Annotated in this window: 20 protein-coding genes; 14 read left to right on the forward strand and 6 right to left on the reverse strand. The window is 66.7% G+C overall.

The window, feature by feature from the left end; genetic code table 11:
- Positions 1-21: 21 nt before the first annotated feature.
- Both phbB and acnA (OMP44_RS07520) read right to left on the reverse strand, forming a co-directional pair.
- Positions 22-765, reverse strand: a complete 744-nt coding sequence (gene phbB, locus OMP44_RS07515) for an acetoacetyl-CoA reductase (protein ID WP_187979117.1) — start codon at positions 763-765, stop codon at positions 22-24.
- Between the two features lie 159 nt (positions 766-924).
- A complete protein-coding gene (gene acnA / locus OMP44_RS07520) occupies positions 925-3,612 on the reverse strand; it encodes an aconitate hydratase AcnA (protein WP_280307210.1) in 2,688 nt (895 codons plus the stop codon).
- A gap of 232 nt (positions 3,613-3,844) precedes the next feature.
- Here acnA (OMP44_RS07520) and OMP44_RS07525 point away from each other — a divergent pair, with 232 nt between their 5' ends.
- The 12 genes from OMP44_RS07525 (at position 3,845) to OMP44_RS07580 (ending at position 15,887) form a co-directional block, all read left to right on the forward strand.
- The gene (locus OMP44_RS07525; RefSeq protein WP_187979119.1) at positions 3,845-4,528 is read left to right on the forward strand and encodes a TerC family protein; all 684 of its coding nucleotides are present in this window, start codon (positions 3,845-3,847) and stop codon (positions 4,526-4,528) included.
- 30 nt (positions 4,529-4,558) lie between these two features.
- Positions 4,559-5,032, forward strand: coding sequence for a ribonuclease E activity regulator RraA (gene rraA / locus OMP44_RS07530; protein WP_187979120.1), 474 nt, complete (start codon positions 4,559-4,561; stop codon positions 5,030-5,032).
- 57 nt (positions 5,033-5,089) lie between these two features.
- Complete coding sequence (locus OMP44_RS07535; RefSeq protein ID WP_187979121.1) at positions 5,090-5,755, forward strand: aspartate/glutamate racemase family protein; 666 nt, start codon at positions 5,090-5,092, stop codon at positions 5,753-5,755.
- A gap of 136 nt (positions 5,756-5,891) precedes the next feature.
- Positions 5,892-6,899, forward strand: a complete 1,008-nt coding sequence (locus tag OMP44_RS07540) for an ABC transporter substrate-binding protein (RefSeq protein WP_280307211.1) — start codon at positions 5,892-5,894, stop codon at positions 6,897-6,899.
- Positions 6,900-6,925: 26 nt separating this feature from the next.
- Entirely contained in the window at positions 6,926-7,807 is an 882-nt protein-coding gene (locus OMP44_RS07545) for a TauD/TfdA dioxygenase family protein (protein WP_273861709.1), read from the forward strand.
- 158 nt (positions 7,808-7,965) lie between these two features.
- Positions 7,966-8,847, forward strand: coding sequence for an ABC transporter ATP-binding protein (locus tag OMP44_RS07550; RefSeq protein ID WP_187979124.1), 882 nt, complete (start codon positions 7,966-7,968; stop codon positions 8,845-8,847).
- Between the two features lie 15 nt (positions 8,848-8,862).
- Positions 8,863-9,729, forward strand: a complete 867-nt coding sequence (locus OMP44_RS07555; RefSeq protein ID WP_158896882.1) for an ABC transporter permease — start codon at positions 8,863-8,865, stop codon at positions 9,727-9,729.
- Between the two features lie 532 nt (positions 9,730-10,261).
- Entirely contained in the window at positions 10,262-11,350 is a 1,089-nt protein-coding gene (locus OMP44_RS07560) for an LLM class flavin-dependent oxidoreductase (RefSeq protein WP_280307214.1), read from the forward strand.
- Between the two features lie 70 nt (positions 11,351-11,420).
- The gene (locus OMP44_RS07565; protein ID WP_280307215.1) at positions 11,421-12,368 is read left to right on the forward strand and encodes an ABC transporter substrate-binding protein; all 948 of its coding nucleotides are present in this window, start codon (positions 11,421-11,423) and stop codon (positions 12,366-12,368) included.
- Positions 12,365-13,690 (forward strand): LLM class flavin-dependent oxidoreductase, encoded by a 1,326-nt coding sequence (locus tag OMP44_RS07570; protein WP_280307216.1) that lies wholly within the window; start codon positions 12,365-12,367, stop codon positions 13,688-13,690. Before OMP44_RS07565 ends, OMP44_RS07570 begins: the two co-directional genes overlap by 4 nt.
- Positions 13,691-14,872, forward strand: a complete 1,182-nt coding sequence (locus OMP44_RS07575) for an acyl-CoA dehydrogenase family protein (RefSeq protein ID WP_280307218.1) — start codon at positions 13,691-13,693, stop codon at positions 14,870-14,872.
- A gap of 121 nt (positions 14,873-14,993) precedes the next feature.
- A complete protein-coding gene (locus OMP44_RS07580) occupies positions 14,994-15,887 on the forward strand; it encodes a LysR family transcriptional regulator (RefSeq protein ID WP_280307219.1) in 894 nt (297 codons plus the stop codon).
- Between the two features lie 48 nt (positions 15,888-15,935).
- On the opposite strand, the gene acnA (OMP44_RS07585) is transcribed toward OMP44_RS07580, so the two are convergent.
- Positions 15,936-18,635 carry an aconitate hydratase AcnA gene (gene acnA / locus OMP44_RS07585; RefSeq protein WP_273861715.1) on the reverse strand — a complete coding sequence of 900 codons (2,700 nt, stop codon included), beginning with the start codon at positions 18,633-18,635 and terminating at the stop codon, positions 15,936-15,938.
- 197 nt (positions 18,636-18,832) lie between these two features.
- On the opposite strand from acnA (OMP44_RS07585), the gene rlmM reads away from it, so the two are divergent.
- Both rlmM and tusA read left to right on the forward strand, forming a co-directional pair.
- The gene (rlmM, locus tag OMP44_RS07590) at positions 18,833-19,894 is read left to right on the forward strand and encodes a 23S rRNA (cytidine(2498)-2'-O)-methyltransferase RlmM (protein ID WP_133859245.1); all 1,062 of its coding nucleotides are present in this window, start codon (positions 18,833-18,835) and stop codon (positions 19,892-19,894) included.
- A 56-nt stretch (positions 19,895-19,950) separates the two neighbouring features.
- A complete protein-coding gene (gene tusA, locus OMP44_RS07595; protein WP_027597771.1) occupies positions 19,951-20,190 on the forward strand; it encodes a sulfurtransferase TusA in 240 nt (79 codons plus the stop codon).
- A 267-nt stretch (positions 20,191-20,457) separates the two neighbouring features.
- Here the strand turns inward: tusA and OMP44_RS07600 are convergent, their stop codons facing one another.
- The 3 genes from OMP44_RS07600 to OMP44_RS07610 all read right to left on the reverse strand — a co-directional run bounded on the left by OMP44_RS07600 (position 20,458) and on the right by OMP44_RS07610 (position 24,794).
- Positions 20,458-21,108, reverse strand: a complete 651-nt coding sequence (locus OMP44_RS07600; RefSeq protein WP_187979131.1) for an SGNH/GDSL hydrolase family protein — start codon at positions 21,106-21,108, stop codon at positions 20,458-20,460.
- Positions 21,109-21,193: 85 nt separating this feature from the next.
- A complete protein-coding gene (locus OMP44_RS07605) occupies positions 21,194-23,347 on the reverse strand; it encodes a mechanosensitive ion channel family protein (protein ID WP_273861719.1) in 2,154 nt (717 codons plus the stop codon).
- Between the two features lie 70 nt (positions 23,348-23,417).
- Positions 23,418-24,794: an MATE family efflux transporter gene (locus OMP44_RS07610; RefSeq protein WP_273861720.1), complete on the reverse strand. Its 1,377-nt coding sequence runs from the start codon at positions 24,792-24,794 to the stop codon at positions 23,418-23,420.
- Between the last annotated feature and the right edge of the window lie 123 nt (positions 24,795-24,917).

Below are 24,917 nucleotides of genomic sequence, written 5' to 3' on the forward strand. Positions count from 1 at the left end.
TGTTCGGTGGCGGAGTAGCGATCAGCTCATGTGAAGGCCGCCATTGAGGGAGAAGTCCGCGCCGGTGGCGAAGGCCGATTCGTCCGACGCCAGCCAGGAGCACATGGAGGCGATCTCTTCCGGCGTACCCAGGCGGCGCATCGGGATTTCATGAACGATGCGATCCATCTGCTCGGTCCGGGTGAGCGCCTTGAGCCGGGGCGTGGCGATGTAACCCGGCGAGACGGTATTGACCGTGACGCCGCGGGCTGCCAGCTCACGGGCCAGGGCACGGGTGAAGCCGCGGATCGCCGACTTGGCGGTGGAATAGTTGACCTGGCCGACCTGGCCGAGCTGGGCGTTGACCGACGAGATGTTGATGATCCGGCCCCAGCCGCGGGAGGTCATGCCGTCGATCACCTGCCGGGTGACGTTGAACAGCGAGTTGAGATTGGTATCGATGACGGTCTGCCAGTCGCCCGGTTGCATGTCGCGGAACACCACGTTGCAGGCAGTACCGGCGTTGTTGACCAGCACATCGACGGAGCCGACCTCGTCGCGAATCTTGGCGAAGGCCGCCCGGGTGGATTCCCAGTCGGCCACGTTGCCTTCGGCGGCGATGAAGTCGAAGCCCAGCTTGCGTTGCTGTGCGAGCCAGTCGGTCTTGAGCGACGAGTCCGGGCCACAGCCGGCGATGACGGTGAAGCCATCCCGAGCCAGGCGTTGGCAGACGGCGGTTCCCAATCCGCCCATGCCGGCGGTAACGAAGGCGATGCGCTTGCTCATGTATTGCTCTCCTATTGTCGTTCTTGTCGGGCGTGAGCCATGTAAGGCACGGTAAGATGAATCCAATTGTCTTGTAAATACACAAAATACAATTTAGGGATGAATGACCGGTCCAAGGTGGCTGTAGGGTTAGGGCCTCGGTGTACCGAGGCCGCTGGTTCAACTCCCTTGTTCGCCGAGGCTCTTGCGGATCACATAGGGCAGGATGCCGCCCTGACACAGGTAGAGCAGCTCCTGGCTGGAATCCAGCGGCAGTTCGAGGGCCACGCTGTCACTCCGGCCGTCCGGACGGATGATCTGCAGCGTGATGGAATTGATCCCTACCCGCAGTTCATCCAGGCCAGCGAAGTCCAGGCGCTCGTCGCCGGTCAGACACAGGCTCTCGGCGGTTTGCCCGGCCGGGAAGCGCACTGGAAAGATGCCCATGCCGATCAGGTTGCTGCGGTGGATCCGCTCGAAGCTCTGCGCCACCACCAGCCTGACGCCCAGGGTGGCCTGGGCCTTGGCCGCCCAGTCGCGACTGGAGCCTGCGCCATAGTTGATGCCGGCGAACACCACCAGCGGCGTGCCTTGGCGGACCCAGCTGAGGGCGGCGTCGTATACCGGCAATACCTCGCCGTCGGCTGCTCGCGCCCAGCCGCCCTGGCCCGGATGCGCCGGCAGCAGGCGATTCTTCACCGCGCGGTTGACGAAGGCACCGCGCATCATCACCTCGTGATTGCTGCGCCGGGTCGAGTATTGATTGAGGTCTTCCGGCGCCTCGCCATGGTCCACCAGCCAGCGGCCGGCCGGGCTCTCCAGGGGAATGGCACTGGCGGGCGAGATGTGGTCGGTGGTGATGTTGTCGCCCAGCACCATCAGCGCCCGGGCGTCGCGCACGGCAAGCGACGCCGGCGGTTCCGGGGTTATGCCCTGCAGATAGATCGGACGGCGCAGATAGGTCGAGCTTGGCGACCAGGGAAAGCGCACGCTGCCCTCGGCCGACAACGCCTGCCAGTGGTGGGTGCCGTCCCAGAGGGTGGCGTTGCGCTGGCGGAAGAGTTCGGGCCGCACCGTTGCGCGGACCAGGGCCTGGACTTCGTCATCGTCCGGCATCAGGTCGCGCAGGTAGACCGGCTGACCGGTTTGATCCAGGCCCAGCGCGGCCTGTTCGAGATCGACGTCGATGCTGCCGGCGAGGGCATAGGCGACCACCAGAGCCGGCGAGGCCAGGTAGCCGAACTGCGCCTTGGGATTGACCCGGCCTTCGAAATTGCGATTGCCCGAAAGTACCACCACCGTCTTCAGGCCCTGGTCGGCGAAGGCCTCCACATGGGCTTCGAAGGTGCCCGAGTTGCCGATGCAGGTCATGCAGCCGAAGCCGGCCAGCTCGAAGCCGAGCGCGGCGAAGTCGCTCAGCAGATCGGCTTCACCCAGATAATCGGCCACCACCCGGGAGCCGGGTGAGAGTGAGGTCTTCACCCAGGGCTTGCGGGTCAGGCCGCGCATCCGTGCTCGTCGCGCCAGCAGCCCGGCCTGGATCATCTGGCTCGGATTGGCAGTGTTGGTGCAGCTGGTGATGGCGGCGATGGAGATGGCGCCGTGGGTCAATGGCTGGCCAAAACTCGGCTCGAAGTAATCCGCTGCGGCTTGGCTGGAGCGGGCGATCAGCGCCGCAGCCGGTTCGGCGCGGAGCTCGGCGCGAAAGGAGTTGGCGGCTTCAGCCAGTGGCTGCCACTGGTGCGGCTGGTGCGGGCCAGCCACGCTGGGCTCTATGCTGGCGAGGTCCAGGTGAACGACCTCGGTGAAAACCGGTTCGGGATCTCCATCGTGGCGCCATAACGTTTGGGCCTCCAGGTAGGCGGCGACCCGCTCGCGCAGCTCGGGACTGCGACCGGTGAGCTCCAGATATTCCATGGTGACGGCGTCGAACGGAAAGAACACCACGGTCGCGCCGTATTCCGGCGCCATGTTGGCCAGGGTGCCGCGGGCGGCCCAGCTCAGGCCCGACAGGCCCGGTCCGCAGAATTCGACGAACTTGCCCACCACGCCGCGCTGACGTAGCAACTGGGTGACTTTCAAGGAAAGGTCGGTGGCAGTCACTCCCGGACGCAGCGCGTTGGTCACGCGGATACCGATGACCTCGGGAAAGCTGATCGGTACCGGTTCGCCCAGCATGGCCGCCTGGCCTTCCAGACCGCCGACGCCCCAACCCAGGATGCCGATGGCATTGATCATCGGTGTATGGCTGTCGGTGGCGACCATGCCGTCCGGGTGCAGCAGGGGCTGGCCGTCACTGGTCTCGCTCTCCCAGACCACGGTGCCCAAGGACTCCATGTTGACCTGGTGGATGATGCCGGTGCCTGGTGGCACCACCTTGAAGTTGTCCAGGCTCTTCTGCGCCCACTTGATGAACTGGTAGCGCTCGGTGTTGCGGCGATAGTCGATGTCCAGATTGGCTTCCACCGCACCTGGCTCGGCGAAGCGCTCGACGATCACCGAGTGATCGATGGTCAGCACCGCCGGGATGCGCGGATTCATCCGGCTCGGATCGCCGCCCAGTTCGGCCACCATGTCGCGCATGCCGGCGAAGTCGGCCAGGGCGGGCAGGCAGGTGGTGTCATGGAACATCAGGCGGTTGGGCAGGAAGGGCGCCTCGCATGGCGGGCCTTCACCGCGGGCCCGGGCCAGCACCGGCGGTAGCGCCTCGGGAAAGCAGCGGGCGACGTTTTCCACCAGCAGGCGCAGGGAATAGGGCAGGCGGGCCAGGGTGTCGGCGTCGAACAGGCGCTTGAGATCGGCATAGGCGTACTGCCGGTCACCGAGGGTGAGCTGGCCGGTGTAGGCGGAATCCAGGGCAAACTTCATGGGCTATCCGGTCCGGTTGCGAGAAGGTAGAGAGGTAGAGGAATGCTAGGAGAGCCGGCATCACCCGGAAATTGGTATCTGGCCAACGCAGCGTTCTCGGTCCGCGAACGCTGGATTTCAAGCTTGGCAAATATTGTTCTGTATTGATATAAAAGACAATATTAATGACCTGAAATCATTGCGGGCCGCTGCTGCCCAAGGGACGTCAGCCCCCAAATAGACGAGGTCCACCTTGCTTACCGCCCTGTCCGATCCGGTCTTCCTGACCAGTCTGCTCCAGATCGTCATCATCGATATCCTGCTTGGCGGCGATAACGCCGTGGTCATCGCCCTGGCCTGTCGGCGCCTGCCGGACGCGCAACGTCGCAAGGCCATCCTGGGTGGCGTGGCCGGGGCCGTCATCCTGCGCATCCTGCTGCTGTTCGTCGCCAGCTACGTGCTGGGCTGGCCGCTGCTCAAGGTGGTGGGCGGCGTGCTGCTGCTGTGGATCGGCATCAAGCTGCTGGTGCCCGAAGACGACGAGGCCGACGTCAAGGCCGGTACCACCCTGGGCCAGGCGATCTGGATCATCATGGTGGCCGATGTGGTGATGAGTCTGGATAACGTCATCGCCGTGGCCGGCGCGGCTCAAGGCCATCTGGGCCTGGCCGTCACCGGGGTGCTCATCAGCATCCCCATCATCATCTTCGGCAGCCAGCTCATCCTGAAGCTCATGGAAAGGTTTCGCTGGCTGGTGGTGGCCGGCGCGGCACTGCTCGGCTGGATCGCCGGCAAGCTGATTGCCAGCGATGAACTCCTGCAGGGGTGGCTCGGTACCGGTGACATGCACTGGGTCCCCTATGCCGCCGGCGTCCTCGGCGTCTTCATCGTGGTCGTGACCGGCCAGTTGCTGGCACGGCGAACGGTAACGGCCTGACCGATCTTTCGACCATCAAGGAGCACCACCATGACCTTCAAGACCACCGACCTCTGCGACGCGCATGGTGACCAGGCGCGGGTCCTGCAGCCGATCTTCCAGGACCTGGGCGGCCGCACCGATTTCGCCGGACCGGCGCTGACGGTCAGGTGCTTCGAGGACAACTCGCGTATCAAGGAACTCAGCCAGCAGCCGGGCGAGGGGCGCGTGCTGGTGGTCGATGGCGGTGGCAGCGACCGCTGCGCGCTGCTCGGCGACATCATTGCCGAGGACCTGGTGAAGAACGGCTGGGCCGGTGCGCTCATCTATGGTCAGGTTCGCGACAAGGCGGTGCTGACCGGGTTGCCGTTGGCCATCAAGGCGCTGGGCGTCTCGCCGCGCAAGTCGGTCAAGCGTAACGAAGGCCAGGTCGGCGAGCCGGTGACCTTCGCCGGGCAGACGATCCGCAGCGGCGATCAGCTCTACGCCGACGCCGACGGCGTGATCATCCTCGACGTCCGCTAGGCGCTTCCGCCAGCTACCCGTCGCCGTTCAGGCGGCCCTTCCTGGAGCGCTATCACCATGACCGCCGCCAAACGCATCTTTCTGATTCACGCCACCCGCATCGCCATCGAGCCCATCAACGCGGCCTTCGCCCAGGATTGGCCCCAGGCGCTGCGCTTCGATCTCTGGGACGATTCGCTGTCGAAAGACGCCAGCGCCGCTGGCGGCAGTACGCCAGCGCTGGACCAGCGCATTCAGGACCTGGCCGAGCATGCCTTTCGCGCCCAGGCCGACGCCGTGCTCTTTACCTGCTCGGCCTTTTCCAGCGCCATCGAAGCCTGCCAGCGCCGCTATCAGCGACCGATCCTCAAGCCCAACGAGGCCATGGTGCAGGAGGCCCTGGCCAGGGGCGGTCGCATCGCCGCCCTGACCACCTTCGGCCCGGCGGGCGCGGCCATCGTCAGCGACTTCGAGGTCGAAGCAAGCCGCCGCGGCCAGACGGTAGATATCTCACCAATCCTTTGCGAAGGCGCGCTGGAAGCCCTGCATGCGGGAGACCAGGCCCGCCACGACGCCCTTATCGCCGCGGCTGCAGAGCGGCTACGCGGCGACTATGACGTGCTCTGTTTCGCACAGTTTTCCATGACCGCCGCGCAATCGGCCAGCGAAGCCGCCTGGGGCGGCTCGGTGCTTACTACGCCGGCCAGCGCCGTGCGGCGCCTGCGACAGCTGCTTGAAGGCTAGGACCTTTCCAGCGGTCGAATTCACCCGGTCCCGCATCTCCGTGCATATGGTTAGTCAAATTCCGTCTTTACCAAAAGTTATAACAGCTCATTAGCCTATAACGCTTTCGGGTAGCCAGTCGGCACGGAGCGGGATGATGGGCAGGGTAGGGAAGGGATTGGCGGTTATCGCCGCGGTGGTGGGTGCCCTGGGTTTCGCGGGCAATGCCGCCGCCGAGGGCAGGATCAGCATCGCCCAGCAATTCGGCATCGGCTATCTGATCCTCGACGTGGTACGCGATCAGCAGCTGATCGAAAAGCACGGCAAGGCCGCCGGGCTGGACATCCAGGTGGACTGGAACAGCATCTCCGGCGCCACCGCCATGAACGAGGCGCTGCTGGCCGGCGCGCTGGACGTGGTCTCCGCCGGGGTACCGCCGATGCTGACCGTCTGGGATCGCACCCGCGGCCGGCAGAACGTCAAGGCCATCGCCGCCCTGGGCGCCATGCCCAACTACCTGTTGAGCAATCGCGCCGAGGTCAGGTCGATCAGCGACCTGACCGACCAGGACCGCATCGCCGTGCCGGCGGCGGGCGTGGGCTTCCAGTCGCGCACCCTGCAGATCGAGACGGCCAAGGTCTTCGGCGACGCCCAGTTCAAGAAATTCGACGCCATCAGCGTGAGTCTGCCGCACCCCGATGCCAGCGCCGCCCTGATGGCGGGCGGCGCGGAGATCACCACCCATTTCTCCAGCCCGCCGTTCCAGTACCAGGCGCTGGAGAATCCCCGAGTCCATCGCATCCTCAGCAGCTACGACGTCCTCGGCGGACCGGGCACCTTCAACGTGCTCTACACCACCGAGAAATTCCACGACGAGAATCCCAAGACTTATCGCGCCTTCTATGACGCCCTGGTGGAGGCCGCCGCCTTCATCCGCGCCAACAAGGCCGCGGCCGCCGAGGCCTATATCCGCGTCGAGCATTCCAAGCTGCCGCTGGCCCTGGTGCAGCGCATCGTCGAGGACCCGGAGATCGATTTCACCGTCGAGCCCCAGCGCACCTTCGTCTACGCCCAGAAGCTGCATGAGCTGGGCGTGCTGAAACACCAGGCTGCCGCCTGGCAGGACTACTTCTTCCCCGAAGCCCACGAGCGTCCCGGCAGCTGAGCTGGACCACCAAGGAGAACACTCCCATGACCCTCGCATCCCCCCGTCCGGCCGCCGGCGAGACTTTCGAGATCCGTCCCTTCGGCAACCTGGGGGCCGAGATCCTCGGCATCGATCTGGCCCAGCCGCTCAATGCCGAAGACTTCGCCCGTGTCCATCGCGCCCACCTGGACCACCATGTGGTGGTGTTCCGCGACCAGCGCATCACCCCCGCGGAGCAGATTGCCTTCAGCCGCCGCTTCGGCGAATTGCAGATCCATGTCCTCAAGCAATTCCACCTGGCCGGCCACCCGGAGATCCTCATCGTCTCCAACATCGTCGAGGACGGCCAGCCGATCGGCCTGGGCGATGCCGGCAAGTTCTGGCACTCGGACCTCTCCTACAAGGAGCTGCCGAGCCTGGGGTCCATGCTGCATGCCCAGGAGTTGCCGGAGGAGGGCGGCGATACCCTCTTCGCCAACATGCACCTGGCCTACGACACCCTGCCGGCGGCGCTGAAGCGCCAGGTAGAAGGTCTCCAGGCCGAGCATTCCTACACCGCCACCTACGCCAAACCCAAGTTTGAGGGTAACTGGCGGCCGACCCTGACCGCCGCGCAACTGGCCGAGGTCAAGGCGGTGGTGCATCCGGTGGTGCGCACCCATCCGGAAAACGGCCGCAAGGCGCTGTTCGTCAGCGAGGGCTTCACCACCCACATCGTCGGCCTGCCGGAAGACGAGAGTCGCGAGCTGCTGGCCGAGCTGCATGCCCACAGCGTCAAGCCCGAGCACCTCTATCGCCACCAGTGGCAACCCCACGACCTGGTGTTCTGGGACAACCGCTCGCTGCTGCACCTGGCGGCCGGCTGCCCCAATCATCTGCGGCGCAAGCTGTATCGCACGACCATCCAGGGCGATGCACCTTTTTGAAAGCTTGCTCAAAGTCTGCTGCGCGTCGGCCAAACCGCGTTGAAAAGCCCGTCGGAATGCTCATTTACCACCCGTAAATTCCGCTTCCTCCGGTCTTTTAGCCTCGTTTGGCTCTAGCTCGCAAAACTTTGAGCAACCTTTAAATACCGGAGACGACCATGAATGCCCCTCTCGCTTCCCGTCCGCACCTGACCCTGGCGCAGACCCAGCCGCTGCTGCAGGTGCAGGATCTCGACCTCGAATACCACACCCGCGAGCGCCGGGTGCGGGCTACCCACCAGGTGTCCTTCGAGGTGCATGGCGCCGACCGTTTCGTGCTGCTCGGGCCGTCCGGCTGCGGCAAGTCGAGTCTGCTCAGGTCGGTGGCGGGTTTTCTGCCGCCGCTGCACGGCGAGATCCGCCTGGATGGCCAGCCGATCAGGGGCCCTGGACCGGACCGCATCGTGGTGTTCCAGGAATTCGACCAGTTGCCGCCGTGGAAGACGGTGCTGGAGAACACCATGTTCCCGCTGCTCGCCAGTCGCCAGGCCAGTCGTGGCGAGGCGCGCGAGCGAGCGCTGCATTACCTCGACAAGGTCGGCCTGGCGCGCTTCGTCGATGCCTATCCGCATCATCTCTCCGGCGGCATGAAGCAGCGGGTGGCCATCGCCCGCGCCCTGGCCATGCAGCCCAAGATCCTGCTGATGGACGAACCCTTCGCTGCGCTGGATGCCTTAACCCGGCGCAAGATGCAGGAAGAATTGCTGGCGCTCTGGGACGAGGTGCGCTTCACCCTGCTGTTCGTCACCCACTCCATCGAAGAGGCGCTGGTGGTGGGCAATCGCATCCTGCTGCTGTCGCCCCATCCGGGCCGGGTCCGCGCGGAACTCAACTGCCACCAGTTCGGCCTCGAAGACTTCGGCGGCGCCGAATTCCAGAGTACCGCGCTGCGCATCCACAACCTGCTGTTCCCCGACGACGTTCAGACCCTGCCACCGGAGGTCGCCGACGAGCGCCTGCGCCTGCAGCAGGCCATCGTCCAGGGGCGCATTTCCTACTAGTTTCGAGGTAGACCCATGACTCGACAGCCCCCGGTGCGGGCCGAATACCAACGCGACCTCGCGCCCCTCGACGACTTGCCGCTGGCAGTCGAACTGCCCCTGGTGACGCGCCTGTGGAGCCAGGCCTGGCTACGCAAGCTGGTGATCCTGGCGATCCTGATGCTGGCCTGGGAAGTGGCCGCCCGCTGGCAGGGCAACGACCTGCTGCTACCCAGCTTCCTGCAGACCGCCGCGGCCTTCTGGGATGGCCTGGTGACCGGCGAATTGCCGGCCAAGGTCGCCATTTCTCTCGGCACCCTGCTCAAGGGCTATCTGCTGGGCGTGGTCCTGGCCCTGGCGTTGAGCGCCCTGGCCGTGTCCACCCAGTTCGGTCGCGACCTGCTCGGCACCCTGACCTCTATGTTCAACCCGCTGCCGGCCATCGCCCTGCTGCCCCTGGCGTTGCTCTGGTTCGGCCTCGGCGAGAACAGCCTGGTGTTCGTGCTGGTGCATTCGGTGCTCTGGCCCATGGCGCTCAACACCTACTCGGGCTTTCTCGGCGTTTCCGACACCCTGCGCATGGCGGGGCGCAACTACGGCCTCAAGGGGCTGAGGTACGTCGGGCTGATCCTCATCCCGGCGGCGCTGCCGGCCATCGTCTCGGGCCTGAAGATCGGCTGGGCTTTCGCCTGGCGCACCCTGATCGCCGCCGAGTTGGTATTCGGTGCCTCCAGCGGCAAGGGCGGCCTGGGCTGGTACATCTTCCAGAATCGCAACGAGCTCTACACCGACCGCGTCTTCGCCGGCCTCGCCGCGGTGATCATCATCGGCCTGCTGGTGGAAGGCCTGGTGTTCGCCACCCTGGAACGGCTGACGGTGAAGAAGTGGGGCATGCAGCGGTAGGGTCTTCCCCGGCCTGTTGGGCTTCGCTGCGCTCAACCCAACCTACGGGATAGCACCGTAGGTTGGGTTGAGACGGCTCCACCGTTGAAGGGCAACAGACCACCGGGTCTGCCGCGGTAGGAACGCCTCTCAACGCTCGCTCGGACCGCCCCCTTTCCCTCTGGGAGAGGGCTGGGGTGAGGGCACCCTTCGCAGCGAAGTCCTCCAGTGGAAAAGGCTGCGCCGTTTTCCACACTACGGCGGCTGATCGCGGCCGTGGGCCGCTCCTACAGTAGCCGGATATCCCGTAGGAGCGGCCCATGGCCGCGATCAGCACAATGCTGAAGTCTCGTAGGAACGGCCACGTGCCGGACCACCAAGACCGCGATAGAAAATCTAGTACTCCATGTCTTTAAATGCGCCTTATAAATAAATCTCGCATTAGGATATGCGCATAAGGAATTTCCTTCTTATGCCTTGCCTGCCTAAGGTGAACCCCAGCCAACGCCTTCCCGGAAGGCGTCCCCTTTACCTCGGCACGGGATTCACCACCATGAGCGTTCAGTTCCTCGGCATGATCGGCCATCGCCTCACCTCGGAGATCATCGCCCCCTCCGGTCCCATCTTCGACAAGGGCTATGTCACCCGCTTCGCCCAGGCCCACGAGCAGGCCGGCTTCGATCGCATCCTGGTGGGCTACTGGTCTGATCAACCCGATGGCTTCCTGGTCACTGCCCTGGCCGGGCAGGCGACGCAGACGCTCAAGTTCCTGCTGGCCCATCGGCCCGGGTTCGTCGCCCCGACCCTGGCGGCGCGCAAGTTGGCGACCCTCGACCATCTGCTCGACGGCCGCCTGGCGGTACACATCATCAGCGGCGGCAGCGACGGCGAGCAGCGCAAGGACGGTGACTGGCTCGATCATGACCAGCGCTACGCCCGCACCGAGGAATTCCTCGACGTGGTGCGCCAGGAGTGGACCAGCACCCAGCCCTTCGACCACGAGGGCGAGCACTACCGGGTGGCGAAGGGCTTCTCCGCCATCAAGCCGCTGCAGCAGCCGAGTCTGCCGGTCTATTTCGGCGGCTCCTCGCCAGCCGCCCTGCGGGTGGCCGGCAAACACGCCGATGTCTTCGCGCTCTGGGGCGAGTCCCTGGCCCAGACCCGCGAGACCATCGCTGCGGTCCGCGCCGAGGCGGCGCGCCATGGCCGCACCCCCAGCTTCAACGTCTCCTTCCGGGTGATCCTCGGCGACACCGAGGACGCTGCCTGGGCCAAGGCCGAGGCCATTCGCCAACAGGCCAAGGCGCGCCTGGCCGCGGAAGGCGCCATGCATCCGGCCAAGCCGGAAGCGGTCGGGGCCCAGCGCCTGCGCGATACCGTGGCCCTGGGCGATCGCGTGGATCGCCGACTCTGGACCGGTATCGCCGCCCTGGTCGGTGGCGGGCACAACTCCACCGCCCTGGTGGGCACCGCCGAGCAGGTGGCGGATGCCTTGCTGGACTACTACGACCTGGGCGTGGACAGCTTCCTGATCCGCGGCTTCGATCCGCTCAACGACGCCGTCGAATACGGTCGCGAGCTGATCCCCCTGACGCGTGAGAAGGTCGCCGCGCGCCTGGCCGCCGCCCGTCGCACCGGCTGAAGCCTGCTGACCCACCCACCGCGCGACCGTACCCACGGAGCGCTCCCGATACCTTCGAGGAGACGCCTTCGTGATCAAGGGATTGCTATTCGCCGCCGGCCTTCTGGCCGGCACCTCCGCCAGCCTGGCCCAGGCGGTCACCCTCACCATCGGTGACCAGTTTTACTACAACAGTACCCTGCTGGAGCAGGCCGGCGAGCTGAAGGATCTGCCGTACCAGATCCAGTGGAAGAGATTCAACGCCGGGGGGGCGGTGGTGGAAGCGCTCAATGTCGGCTCCATCGACCTGGGCATCGTCGGCGACACCCCGGTGATCGCCCTGGCCGCCCGCGGGGGACCGGTCAAGGTGGTGGCGGTGACCCGCAACCGCCCGGACGGCACCGCCATCGTCGTCGGCAAGGATTCGCCGATCAAGACGGTGGCGGACCTGCCCGGCAAGCGCGTGGCCATCTGGAAGGGCTCCTGGAGCCAGCAGCTGGTCTATTCGGCGCTGGAACAGGCCGGACTGCCCAGCGACGCCCCGCGCTACAGCTACCTGATGCCGACCGAGGCCGTGGCCGCCCTGAGCCAGGGCACCCTGGACGCCACCGCCACCTGGGAGCCCTATGTCAGCATGGTGGAACGCCAGGGCGGACGGGTGCTGGTCACCGCCAAGGACCTGATGCCGGGCCCGGTCTATGTGGTGGCCAATACCGGGCACCTGGAGGAGAACCGCGCCGCCATCGGCGATTTCGTCGCCCGCCTGCAACGCGCCCGCAGCTGGGCGCGGGACCACGTCGACGTCTATGCCCAGGCCTGGGCCAGGCGCAACAACTCCGATCCGGCCATCGCCGAACGCTGGTTCCGGCGCGACGCCACCTGGGTCGAACCAATCAGCGCCCAGACCCTGAGCGATGGCCAGAAGACCGCCGACTTCCTGGTCAAGGCCGGGGTGCTGCCGCAGCCCTATGACGTCAAGTCGCTCTATGACCAGAGTTTCAATCGCTACCTGCAAGCGCCCCGGGAGGCCAGCCGATGAGTCGCCACCTGCACCTCGCCGGCTTTCTGCTGGCCGGTCCTGTCGTCCATAGCCACGTCGTTTGGCGCCACCCCGAGACCCAGGGTGATTTCCTCGACCCGGCCTACTACGTCCGCGCGGCCAAGGCGCTGGAGGAGGGGCTGTTCGACTTCCTGTTCTTCGCCGACCGCCTGGCCGTGGGCGACCAGCTCGGCGGCTCACGGGAGACCGCCTTGCGCCTGGGCGCCCAGGACGCCACCCGACTCGATCCGCTGCCATTGCTGTCCTTCCTGGTGGCTCACACCCGCCACCTCGGGCTGGGTTGCACCCGCTCCACCACCTACTATGAACCGGCCCATGTCGCCCGGGCCTTCGCCACCCTGGATCACCTGTCCCGCGGGCGCGCCGCCTGGAACATCGTCACCTCGATGAACGACAGCGAGGGCCGGCTGTTCGGCAAGGAGCGCCACCTGGAACACGACCTGCGCTACGACCGCGCCGACGAATTCGTCGAGGTGGCCGTCAAGCTGTGGCGCAGTTGGGGACCCGCGGGGCTGCGCCTGGATCGGGACGCCGGCGTGCTGGCCGATCCCGCGCAGGTGCGCGCCCTCGATCACCAGGGCGACTGGTTCCGCGTGGAAGGCCCGCTCAATATCCCGCGCAGTCCCCAGGGGCGCCCGGTGCTGATCCAGGCCGGTTCCAGTGGTCGCGGCCGGCGCTTCGGCGCGCGCTGGGCCGAGGCCATCTTCACCATCCAGCCGAATCTCGCCGCCATGCGCGCCTTTCGCGACGACGTCCGCCGCCAGGTGCTGGAGCAGGGGCGGTCGCCGGATGGCTGCAAGATCCTTACCTCGGTCATGCCCTTCATCGGCGGCAGCGAAGCCGAGGCGCGCGCCAAGCAGGAAAGACACAACGCCCTGGCGCAACCGGAGGTGGGGCTGATCACCCTCTGCTCACAGCTCAATATCGACCTGTCGCGCTTCACCCTGGACACCGCCCTGGGCGAGGTGGTCGAGGTCGGCGACCTGCCGCCGGCCGCCGCCGAAAAGCTGCTGGAGCTGGGACCGCGCACCACCCTGGCCGAACTGGGTCGCAGCTACGCCGCCAGCGTCCGGGTGCCGCAGCTGGTGGGTACCGCTGCCCAGATCGCCGACCAGCTGGCCGAGTGGTTCGAGGCCGGCGGCTGCGACGGCTTCGTGATTTCCCCCGGTTACCTGCCGGGTTCCTTCGTCGAATTCAGCGAGAGCGTGGTGCCACATTTGCAGCGTCGCGGGCTGTTCCGGCGCCAGTACCAGGGTTCGACCCTGAGAGATCACCTGGGCCTCGGCCCCCTGGAGGACTAGATGAGCACGATCGAGGATGCCGCTGGCTGGCTGACGCTAGCCCGCGAGATCGGCGCGGAATTCGCCGCGAGGGTGGTGGCCGACGAACGCGACCGCATTCGTCCCGACGCCCAGCTGCAACGACTCAAGGACAGCGGCCTGACCAACCTGGTCATACCCGTGCGGCTCGGGGGTGCCGGCCAGCCCTGGTCGCTGGCCATGCGGGTGCTGCGCGAGATCGCCGCCGGCGACGGCTCGGTCGGCCTGCTCTTTGGCTATCACCTGCTCAATACCGTGAACCTGCGCCGCGAACCCCAGCCGCGGCGCGATCGGCTGCTGGCGGAGATCGCCGAGGGACGGCTGTGGCTGGCCGGGGTGGTCAATCCACGCGACGACGACATCCTCGCCACGCCGAGTCCTGGCGGCGGTTATCGCCTGACCGGGCGCAAGGGCTTCTGCAGCGGCGCCGCCTTTGCCGATCGACTCACCATCAGCGCCCTTGACCGGGAGAGCGGTGCACGCCTGATGGTCACCCTGCCGGCGGACCGGCCCGGACTGGCCTACGCCGGTGACTGGGACCACTTCGGCGTGGCCCGCAGCGACAGCGGCAGCTTCACCCTTGACGACGTCTGGGCCAGCGCGGAGGAGGTCCAGGTCTGCGACCTGGAAGACGCTGGCGATTTCGCCGCGGTCATCCGCACCCCGGTCAACCAGTCGGCCTTCACCCAGTACTACCTGGGCGCCGCCCAGGGCGCGCTGCGCGAGGCGCGGCGCTATCTGCATGCAGAAGCGCGGCCTTGGGTGCATTCCCTCGCCGCCAGCGCCAGCGAGGATCAACTGGTGTTGAGCCAGGTGGGCGAACTCTGGATCGCCCTGCAGGGCGCCGTGGCCCTCGCCGAGGTGGCGGCACGGCGGGTGGATGACCTGCTCGACGCCGATGCCGCCTTTACCACCGACCTGCGCGGCGAGACGGCCATCGCCGTGGCCAGCGCCAAGGTGCTGGCCGCCCGCACCGCCCTGGACGTCACCACCCGGGTATTCGACGCCCTGGGTGCCCGCGCCACCCACAACCGCCTGGGCCTGGATCGCTTCTGGCGCGACGTGCGCACCCACAGCCTGCACGACCCCCTGGCCTACAAGGTGCTGGAGGTCGGGCGCTATGCGGTCAATGGTCAGTACCCTGCGATCCTTGCCTACACCTGACTAAAGCTGGTCTGCTCTGGATTCACCCATTAGCTGGCGCAACGCTAAACCCAAAACAGGCGAGGGGGGCTGCGTTATGCTTGAGGCGCATGTCCAGCCACGGGAAGTCAGACGCCTCCTCATGAAGACCGACGATATCGAAGCCTTTGTCGCGGTGCTCCGCAGCGGCTCCCTCAATGCCGCTGCCCTGTCCCTTGGGCTCACTCAGCCGGCCATCACCCGCCGGCTGCAGAGCCTGGAACAGGATCTGGGTGTCGAGTTGCTCGACCGCCACACCAAGCCGCTCAAGCCAACCCGTCTGGGTCAGGAGGTCTACGGCCACTGCCGCGCCATCCTGCGCGAGATGGACGCCCTGCGCGAACGGGTGGCGGGCGATGCCCCGCCGTCCGGGCTGTTGCGCCTGGGCGTGCCCCAGACCCTGGGCGATGCGCTGTTGCTGCAGGCGGTACGGGAGATCCGCGCCCGCTATCCGGAGTTGCGCCCCCAGGTGGCGACGGGCTGGGGCAGTGTGCTGGTCAGCCGTATCGAGCATGGCGAGCTGGACGGCGCCCTGGTGCTGTTTCCGGCCAACAAGGTGTTCCCCGACAACATCGAGGCCCAGGCCCTGGGCGCCATGCCGCTGCAGGTGGTCTGTGCCCGCGACCAGGCGCCGGCCAAGGCGCAGCGGCTGGCCGATATCCAGGGCCAGGGCTGGGTACTCAACCCCGACGGCTGTGGCTTTCGCGCCAGCCTGCAACGGACCCTGGCCGAGCAGGGCCAGGCGCTGCGCATCAACTTGGAAACCTATGGCACCGAACTCCAGCTCGGCCTGGTGGCGGACGGTCAGGGCCTCGGCCTGGTCCCGGCACCGCTGCTGGCCTGCAGCGCCCACCGCGAACGCCTGGCGGTGATCCCGCTGAAGGACTTCAAGCCGGAAATCCAGCTGTGGCTGATCCACCCGCGCTTTCTCGGACCCTTGCAGGAGGTGGTCGAGGGGTTTGGGCGGGAGGCGAGTCAGCTGTTGGCAGCCTCCTGACAGCAGAACGCCCGGCAGCCAGGCTGCCGGGCGTCCGTTGACGCTGGCTTAGGCCGCAGGCTTCGCCAGGAACTCCCGCAACACGTAGTGCAGAATGCCGCCGGCCTTGAAGTAGCTCACCTCGTTGAGCGTGTCGATGCGGCAGAGCACCTCGACGCTCTCCAGGCTGCCATCCTCGCGGGTGACTTCCAGGGTTAGCGGCATGTGCGGCCGCAACTCGACACCGTCGATGCCCAGCACGGCGATCTTTTCCTGGCCGGTCAGTCCCAGGGACTTGCGGTCCACGCCGTCCTTGAACTGCAGCGGCAGCACGCCCATGCCCACCAGGTTGGACCTGTGGATGCGCTCGAAGCTCTCGGCGACCACGGCCTTCACGCCCAGCAGATTGGTGCCCTTGGCCGCCCAGTCACGGGAGGAACCGGTGCCGTATTCCTTGCCGGCGATGATGACCAGCGGGGTGTTTTCCAGTTCGTACTTCATGGCGGCGTCATAGATCGACAGCTTTTCGCCCGTGGGGACGTGGAAGGTATTGCCGCCTTCCTCGCCACCGAGCATCTCGTTCCTGATGCGGATATTGGCGAAGGTGCCTCTCATCATGACTTCGTGGTTGCCACGGCGCGAGCCGTAGGAGTTGAAGTCGGCATAGTCGACGCCATGCTCGGCCAGGTAGCGGCCAGCGGGGCTGTCCTTCTTGATGTTGCCGGCAGGGGAGATGTGGTCGGTGGTGACCGAATCACCCAGCAGCGCCAGGATGCGGGCATCGTGGATGTCGGCGATGCGCGGCGGATCGCCGGCTATGGTCTCGAAGAAGGGCGGATTCTGGATGTAGGTGGAGTCGGCATCCCAGACATAGGTCTCGGCGTCTGGCACCTGGATCGCCTGCCACTTCTCGTCACCGTCGAATACGGCGCCGTATTGCTTGTGGAACATGGCGGTGTCGAGCTTCTGCACGGCGTCGGCCACCTCCTGCTGGGTTGGCCAGACGTCTTTCAGATAGACCGGCTGACCGTTATTGCCGGTGCCCAGTGGCTCCTGGGTCAGATCGACCTTGACGCTGCCGGCCAGCGCATAGGCCACCACCAGCGGCGGCGAGGCCAGCCAGTTGGTCTTGACCAGCGGATGCACCCGGCCTTCGAAGTTACGGTTGCCGGAGAGTACCGAGGCTACGGTGAGGTCGGCGTCCTGGATGGCCTTTTCGATGGGATCGAGCAACGGACCGGAGTTGCCGATGCAGGTGGTGCAGCCATAGCCGACCAGGTCGAAACCGAGGTCGTTGAGATAGGGGGTAAGGCCGGCGGCGTTGTAGTAGTCGGTCACCACCTTGGAGCCGGGGGCGAGGGACGACTTGACCCAGGGCTTGCGCATCAGCCCTTTTTCCGCAGCCTTCTTCGCCAGCAGACCAGCGGCCATCATCACGCTGGGGTTGGAGGTGTTGGTACAGGAGGTGATGGCGGCGATCACCACGGCACCGTCCTCCAGCTGGAAGGTCTGGCCGTCGAGCTGGACTTCCACGCCACTGCCAGCCTTGGGGGCCTCGGCTTTTTTCGGCGCCAGGGAAGTGAAATCGCCAAAGGTCTTGGCGACCTCGCCGAGCAGCACACGATCCTGCGGTCGCTTGGGTCCGGCCAGGCTGGACTGGACTTCGCCCATGTCCAGCTCCAGCACGTCGGTGAACACCGGCTCGTCGCCGGGATTGCGCCACAGGCCCTGGGCCTGGGTGTAGGCTTCCACCAGTTGCACGGTCTCCTCGGGGCGACCGGACAGGCGCAGGTAATCCAGGGTGATCTGGTCCACCGGGAAGAAACCGCAGGTGGCGCCGTACTCCGGCGCCATGTTGCCGATGGTGGCGCGGTCGGCCAGGGGCAGGGTGGCCAGGCCATCGCCGAAGAATTCGACGAACTTGCCCACCACGCCCTTCTTGCGCAGCATCTGGGTCACGGTCAGCACCAGATCGGTGGCGGTGATGCCCTCGCGCAGCTTGCCGGTGAGCTTGAAGCCCACTACCTCGGGGATCAGCATGGACACCGGCTGGCCGAGCATGGCTGCCTCGGCCTCGATGCCGCCCACGCCCCAGCCCAGCACGCCCAGGCCATTGATCATGGTGGTGTGGGAGTCGGTGCCGACCAGGGTGTCGGGGAAGGCATAGGTGCGGCCGTCCTCGTCCTTGGTCCAGACGGTGCGGCCAAGGTACTCCAGGTTGACCTGGTGGCAGATACCGGTGCCCGGCGGGACCACGCGGAAGTTGTCGAAGGCATTCTGGCCCCAGCGCAGGAAGGCATAGCGCTCGCCATTACGCTCCATCTCGATCTCGACGTTCTCGTGGTAGGCGTTTTCGCTGGCGTAGCGATCCACCATTACGGAGTGGTCGATCACCAGGTCGACGGGAGAAAGCGGATTGATCCGCTGCGGATCGCCACCGGCCTTGGCCACGGCTTCGCGCATGGCGGCCAGGTCGACCACTGCCGGTACGCCGGTGAAGTCCTGCATCAGCACCCGCGCCGGCCGGTACTGGATCTCGCGATTGGCGGAGCGGGTCTTGGTCCAGTCGGCCAGGGCCTGGAGGTCCTCGCCGGTAACGGTCTGGTTGTCTTCCCAGCGCAGCAGGTTCTCCAGCAGCACCTTGAGGGATTTGGGCAGCTTGTCGAGATTGCCCAGGGTCTGGGCCGCGTCGGGCAGGCTGTAATAGTGGTAGGTGCGCTCACCGACCTGCAGGGTCTTGAGGCTTTTGAGGCTGTCCAGGGCTGGCATCAGGGGTCTCCTTATCGACGCTTCGACGGTTGCCCGCTGGCCGTACGAGCCTCGAAACGTGAAGGAGACCCGTACTAGCGCTGGGCGGACTGATTTTTCTAGGTGTAGTACTGGACCGATAGGCGCCGCTGGCGTTCCCCAGCGGGCGCGCTGGGGTATAGTGCGCGCCCTGCGTGACCCCTTGAGGAAGCCCCGTCGTGAATACCCTGTTGCTGCTGTGCCGTACCGGATTCGAAGGCGAGGTCTGCGCCGAGCTCGGCGAGCGGGCGGCGCTGCTCGGCGTGGCCGGTTATGCCAAGGGCAAGCCGGGTGCGGCCTATGCCGAATTCGTCTGTGGCGACGCCGAGGGTGCCGCCCGGTTGATGCAGAACATCACCTTCGCCGAGCTGATCTTTCCCCGTCAGTGGTCCCGTGGCGCCTTTCTCAGCCTGCCCGAGCAGGACCGCATCGGCCCGCTGCTGGAGCTGCTGGCGGGCTATCCCGTCTGCGGCAGTCTGGCCCTGGAGATGCCCGACACCAACGATGGCAAGGCGCTCTCCACCTTCTGCAAGAAATTCGAGCGTCCCCTGACCCTGGCGCTGCGCAAGGCCGGCCGCCTGGTGGATGATGCCCGGGCGCCACGGCTGCAGCTGACCTTTCTCAGCGGGCGCGAGGTTTTCGTCGGCGTGGTCGAACCGGGCAACGCCGCGCTCTGGCCCATGGGCATCCCGCGGCTGAGGTTTCCCCGCGAGGCGCCCAGTCGTTCGACCCTCAAGCTGGAAGAGGCCTGGCACCACTTCATCCCGCGTGCCGATTGGGAAACCCGCCTGTCCTCCGAGATGCGCGCCGTCGATCTGGGCGCCGCCCCGGGTGGCTGGACCTGGCAGCTGGTGGCCCGCGAGATGTTGGTGACGGCGGTGGACAACGGCCCCATGAACGAGGCGCTGATGGATACCGGCCTCGTCGAGCACCTGCAGGTCGACGGCTACGCCTTCGTGCCCAAGCGCCCGGTGGACTGGATGGTCTGCGACATCGTCGAGAAGCCCGCGCGCACCGCGGCGCTGATCGAACGCTGGATCGGCGAGGGCCACTGCCGCGAGGCGGTGGTCAATCTCAAGCTGCCGATGAAGCAGCGCTATCGCGAAGTGGCCGGCATCCTCGAACGCCTGCACGCCCATTTCGCCGATCGCGGTCAGCGGGTCGCCATCGGCTGCAAGCAGCTCTACCACGACCGCGAGGAAGTGACCTGTCATCTGCGCCGCCTGGATCGGAAACCCTAGGCCGCCATCAGGCTCTGAATGCAGATCGCTGTAACCGTTCTATCCCTGGAGACCCCATGACCCTCGAAGCCGATGCCACCCTCGACGCCAGCGGGCTGAACTGCCCGGAGCCGGTGATGATGCTGCACAACAAGGTGCGCGACATCGCCCCCGGCGCCCTGCTCAAGGTCATCGCCACCGATCCCTCCACCCAGCGCGACATCCCCAAGTTCTGCGTCTTCCTGGGCCATGAACTGGTGGAAAAGAGCGAAGGGGAAGGGCGTTATCTGTACTGGATTCGCAAGAAGGTGGAGTGAGGGTGGTCCGCCTGGGCCGAGAGGGTGCCATCGTCGAAGCCCGATGGTGCGATGCGGAGTGCGGTCTGTTGGGCTTCGCTTGCGCTCAACCCAACCTACGATGCACCGCCGCTTGGGCCCGGCTCTCGTAGGTTGGGTTGAGACGGCTCCATCGTCGAAGCCCAACGGACCGATGCCAAGGGAGCCGTAGCGTGGAAAACCGCGCAGCGTTTTCCACTGTGTGGTCTCGCGTCCGCGGACAAGGCTGCGCCGTTGTCCACGCTACGCTCAGGCGCTTGCGGCCGTTCTGACCACCCCCACCAGATGCTCCCCCAGCCGCCGATGCTGGTCCGCCTCGAAATGCACGCCGTCCACGGGACTCACCTGGATGATTTCGCCCGCATCGACGAAGGCCGCGCCCTGGGCCTCGGCCACCTGACGATAGCGCGCGGCCAATTGGCGGGACTTGGCCGCGCCGCCGGCGAAGATCTCGCCGAGAAAGCCCACTTCCTCGATGGGCGCCGGCGCCATGACAATCAGCCTGGGTGTGGCGCCGCCCGGGCCGGCATTGCAGCGCCTGATCTCTTCCAGCAGCACCTGCAACGCACTGGCGATGTCCGCGGGCGTCACCGACAGCCGCGCCTTGAGATCGTTGGTGCCGAGCATCAGCAGCAGGACGTCCACCGGCAGCTGACTCTCCAGGCAGGGTCGGAGATAGGTGAAGCCGTTCTTGTGGTGGCCGTCGATGGGATCGTCATGCACCGTGGTCCGTGCTGGCAGGCCTTCCTCGATCACCCGCCAATCGGCGCCCAGCCCGTGGGCCAGTACGCCGGGCCAGCGTTCGTCCCAGCCGAAGCGTTCGAGCACGCCGGGCTGGGTCAGGGGGCGGGTGCCATGAGTGTTGGAGTCGCCATAGCAGAGCAGGGTACGCAGGGGCATGTCGGGGACCTCGCCAGGACAGAGTAACGTCCACCCTAGAGGCTTTTCCGCAGCGCCGCGAGAACCGACGGTCGTGGCAGCGACTTCAGCCTTCGCTCGGCGCTTCGTTCCCCCGGGCCGCCTGATCCAGCGGCGAGCCGCCTACCTCGTAGCGCACGTTCATGCGCGGCGAGGCCAACTCGATGCCGGCGTCGTCCAGGTAGCGCTTGAGCCTGAGGTTGAAGGCCCGCGAGACCTCCCACTGCTTGATCGGCGCGGTCTTGAAGCGGAATCTCAGGATCGCCATGCCGGAATCGAAGCTCTCCACCCCCTGCAGCTCCAGCGGCGACCAGATGTCTCGGCCGATGAAGGGATCCTGGCGCAGTGTGCGACCCACTTCCTGGACCATCTCGATGGCCTTGTCCACCGACAGCGCCTGGGGAATCGGCAGGCGGAAGATGGCGTAGCCGAATTGCCGCGAGTAGTTCTGGATGCTCTTGATCTCGCTGAAGGGGATGGTGTGGACGATGCCATCGATATCCCTCAGTCGCACGGTGCGGATGGTCAGGCCCTCGACGGTGCCCAGGTGATTGCCGACGTCGACGTAGTCGCCGATGGCCAGGGAGTCCTCGATGATGATGAACAGCCCGGTGATGAGGTCGGCCACCAGGCTCTGGGCGCCGAAGCCCACCGCCAGGCCGATGACGCCGGCACCGGCCAGCAGCGGGGTGACGTTCACGCCCATGTTGGCCAGGGCGACGATCAGGGCGATGACGAAGATGGTCAGGAACAGCACGTTGCGGATCAGCGGCAACATGGTCTGGGCGCGGGCATTGTTCGGGCTGACGCGATGCAGATTGAGGCCGCGGTGGATGGCGGTGTCGGCCAGGATCCACACCAGCCAGGCCAGCAACAGGGTGCCACCCAGGCCAAAGAACTTGCTGGCGACCGCATGGCCGTCGCCCTGGCTGAATCTCAGCAGCGAGAGATTCCAGGCGCGCAGGGCCAGCTCGATCCCCACCAGCCAGATGACGATGCCCAGCACCAGCACGAAGAAGGCCCGCAGCCGTTCGGCATAGGCCTCCTGGATGCGGCCGTGCGGTCGCCGGCGCAGCAGCCGCGCCCGCACCAGGGCGTTGAGGCCCAGGGCGGCGCCCATGGTCACGGCGAACAGCAGCGCCCGGCGCAGGGCGTCGCTGGTATCGCCGGCGGAGACGAAGGTGGCCACCACCGAGACCGCCACCAGGATCAGCAGCGGCAGGTGCCAGAGGCGGGCGATCAGATGGCGCACGCCCTGCAGACCGTGCAGCGCCTGACGCTTGGCCAGCGGCTGATTGCGGATCAGGTGGGCGATGGGCCGGCGGAATCTCAGGGCGAACTGGGCGGTGAGCAGCGCCGCGCAGATGTTGGCGCCGATGGCGATGACCGCCGCCAGGTGTGGCCCCAGGGTCTCGGCCAGGTGCGGATCGCTGGCGGCGCCACCCAGGGCGGCCAGGCTGCCGATGATCCATAGCGGGCGAAAGGCGCGGCGGCGCAGGATCAACAGCGCCCGGCTGCGATGGGCGCCGCTGGGCAGGGAGCAGATCACCACCACCGTTGCCGCGAACAGCGGGCCGATGACGGCGGCATAGGCCAGGGTGACGGCCACCGTCTTGCCCAGGGAGTCCGGCATCCACAGGGATACCAGCAGGGTGATGACGAACGCCAGCAGCCAGGGTGCCAGCTTGCGCAGGGCGAAACGCACCAGGTCCAGGGTCCGCGGTCTGAGCGGAAGCTCCTCGGAGAGCCTGAACCTGATGCGCAGCCGATGACTGATGCTTTTCAGGCCCAGGGCGCAACCGGCCCAGAAGGCCAGGGTGATGACGAAACCCGAAAGCAGGTTGAGGCGCTGCTCGGGCGCCGGCGCCAGGGCGGCCAGCTCGGCGCCCGCCTGGTCCAGCTGGTACTGCCAGCGCTCGCGCAGGTTGTCACGCTGCAGCTGTTGCTCGACCACCGTCATGGTGTCGGTGATCAACCCGATCACGCCCTGGGAGGCGCTGGGTTCGGCCTTGGCCTGGGCCGCCTGCAGCTTCTTGAGATCCGCCAGCAGACGATTGCGCTGCTGCTCGCTTTCCAGGGTCTTGATCACCTGGTCTAGGGACGGGCCGAATTGCGGATCGACCTGATCCTTCTGGGCGCCCGGCAGCCCGGGGAGGGCAGCCTGGACCGGGCCGATGAGCAGGAAGCAGAGGCAAAACAGCTGTAGCAGGCGAAAGATCATCGAAGCCGCACGCTCGCGAAAGGGGGAAACGCCCGTCCTGAACGGCCTGGGGCCGTCCGACGAGAGGGGGTCAGTGTAGCAAGGGCTTGGCGCTGTGGATGCGTCGCCGGGCACTGCGCGCCAGCCGCACCGACAGCAGGATGGCCGCGCAGGTCAGTCCCAGTACCAGACCCTGCCAGAGGCCGGCCGGACCCCGCGGTGCCCCGAACCAGTCGCTCAGCCCCAGCGCCCAGCCCACCGGCAGGCCCACGCCCCAGTAGGCCAGCAGGGTGATGACCATGGTCGCGCGGGTGTCCTGGTAACCACGCAGGGCGCCCGCGGCGGTCACCTGGATGGCATCGGAGAACTGGAAGATGCCGGCAAACACCAGCAGCGAGGCCGCCAGCTGGATCACCGCCTGGTCCTGGGAATAGAGGCCGGCGATAGCCGTGCGCGCGGTCAGCATCAGGGTGCAGGAAACGCAGGCGCAGAGCAGCCCGGCGGCCATGCCGACCCCGGCGGAAAAGCGCGCCTCGCGCGGCTCGCCGCGCCCCAGCGCCTGGCCAACCCGCACTGTCACCGCCATGCCCAGGGCCAGGGGCACCATGAACACCAGACCGGAGAAGTTGAGCGCCACCTGGTGCCCGGCGACCACGGTCGGACCCAGCTCGCCGATCAGCAGGGCCACCACGGAAAAGATGCTGGATTCGGCGAACACCGCGATGCCGATGGGCACGCCGATGGCCAGCAGGGCGCGCAGCGTTGGTCCGTGCGGTCGCTCGAAGCGGGCGAAAATGGCGCAGGCGCGATATCGCTCGGTGCGGATGATCGCCAGCATGGCCAGCAGCATCGCCCACATCACCGTGCCCGAGGCGAAGCCGCACCCGGCGCCGCCCAGGGCTGGCAGGCCCAGGTGCCCATGGATGAAGATCCAGTTCAGCGGCACGTTCAGTGCCAGCCCGGCAAGGCCCACCAGCATCGCCGGCCGGGTACGCCCGAGGCCGTCGCTGAAGCAGCGCAGCACATAGTAGAAGGCCGTGGCGGGCAGGCCCAGGGCGATGCCCTTGAGATAGAGCAGGGTCGGGCCGATCAGCTGGGCGTCGACATGCATCGCCACCAGCAGCGGTCGGGCATTGAGCAGCAGCAGGCTGGCGATGAGGCCACACCCCAGGGCCAGCCAGAGCGCCTGGCGCACCAGCGGACCGATCTCCTGGCTGCGCCCGCCGCCGTGGCGCTCGGCCACCTTGGGCGTGGTCGCCAGCAGGATGCCGGTCATCAGCAGGAACACCGGAATCCACACGGAGTTGCCCAGGGCGACGGCGGCGAGGTCCAGCGGGCCGACACGGCCGGCCATGACGGCGTCGACGAAGCCCATGGCCGAATGGGAGAGCTGGGCGATGACGATGGGCGCGGCCAGGGAGAGCAGGGCGCCGAATTCACGTCTGATGCGGGGCAGGGAGGCGGTCACTTGATCGTTCGGTCAGCTTCGGGGCCGATAGTCTAGTCCTCATGGCCCGGGTGGCAACCCTCGCGGCGACCGTTGCCGGCTGCCGCTGGCCTGCTAAAGTGCCGGTCCCCGCCCTTGCGAGTG

The organism is Pseudomonas flavocrustae, assembly GCF_029872515.1.
Taxonomy (GTDB): domain Bacteria; phylum Pseudomonadota; class Gammaproteobacteria; order Pseudomonadales; family Pseudomonadaceae; genus Chryseomonas; species Chryseomonas aestiva.

Excerpts from the sequence above, each read along its gene's own strand:
- OMP44_RS07555 (WP_158896882.1), top strand. The coding sequence starts at position 8,863 with ATGACTCGACAGCCCCCGGTGCGGGCCGAATACCAACGCGACCTCGCG.
- OMP44_RS07580 (WP_280307219.1), top strand. The coding sequence starts at position 14,994 with ATGAAGACCGACGATATCGAAGCCTTTGTCGCGGTGCTCCGCAGCGGC.
- OMP44_RS07605 (WP_273861719.1), bottom strand. The coding sequence starts at position 23,347 with ATGATCTTTCGCCTGCTACAGCTGTTTTGCCTCTGCTTCCTGCTCATC.
- OMP44_RS07535 (WP_187979121.1), top strand. The coding sequence starts at position 5,090 with ATGACCGCCGCCAAACGCATCTTTCTGATTCACGCCACCCGCATCGCC.
- tusA (WP_027597771.1), top strand. The coding sequence starts at position 19,951 with ATGACCCTCGAAGCCGATGCCACCCTCGACGCCAGCGGGCTGAACTGC.
- OMP44_RS07575 (WP_280307218.1), top strand. The coding sequence starts at position 13,691 with ATGAGCACGATCGAGGATGCCGCTGGCTGGCTGACGCTAGCCCGCGAG.
- OMP44_RS07550 (WP_187979124.1), top strand. The coding sequence starts at position 7,966 with ATGAATGCCCCTCTCGCTTCCCGTCCGCACCTGACCCTGGCGCAGACC.
- OMP44_RS07545 (WP_273861709.1), top strand. The coding sequence starts at position 6,926 with ATGACCCTCGCATCCCCCCGTCCGGCCGCCGGCGAGACTTTCGAGATC.
- OMP44_RS07600 (WP_187979131.1), bottom strand. The coding sequence starts at position 21,108 with ATGCCCCTGCGTACCCTGCTCTGCTATGGCGACTCCAACACTCATGGC.
- OMP44_RS07570 (WP_280307216.1), top strand. The coding sequence starts at position 12,365 with ATGAGTCGCCACCTGCACCTCGCCGGCTTTCTGCTGGCCGGTCCTGTC.
- OMP44_RS07540 (WP_280307211.1), top strand. The coding sequence starts at position 5,892 with ATGGGCAGGGTAGGGAAGGGATTGGCGGTTATCGCCGCGGTGGTGGGT.
- acnA (WP_280307210.1), bottom strand. The coding sequence starts at position 3,612 with ATGAAGTTTGCCCTGGATTCCGCCTACACCGGCCAGCTCACCCTCGGT.
- phbB (WP_187979117.1), bottom strand. The coding sequence starts at position 765 with ATGAGCAAGCGCATCGCCTTCGTTACCGCCGGCATGGGCGGATTGGGA.
- OMP44_RS07560 (WP_280307214.1), top strand. The coding sequence starts at position 10,262 with ATGAGCGTTCAGTTCCTCGGCATGATCGGCCATCGCCTCACCTCGGAG.
- acnA (WP_273861715.1), bottom strand. The coding sequence starts at position 18,635 with ATGCCAGCCCTGGACAGCCTCAAAAGCCTCAAGACCCTGCAGGTCGGT.
- rraA (WP_187979120.1), top strand. The coding sequence starts at position 4,559 with ATGACCTTCAAGACCACCGACCTCTGCGACGCGCATGGTGACCAGGCG.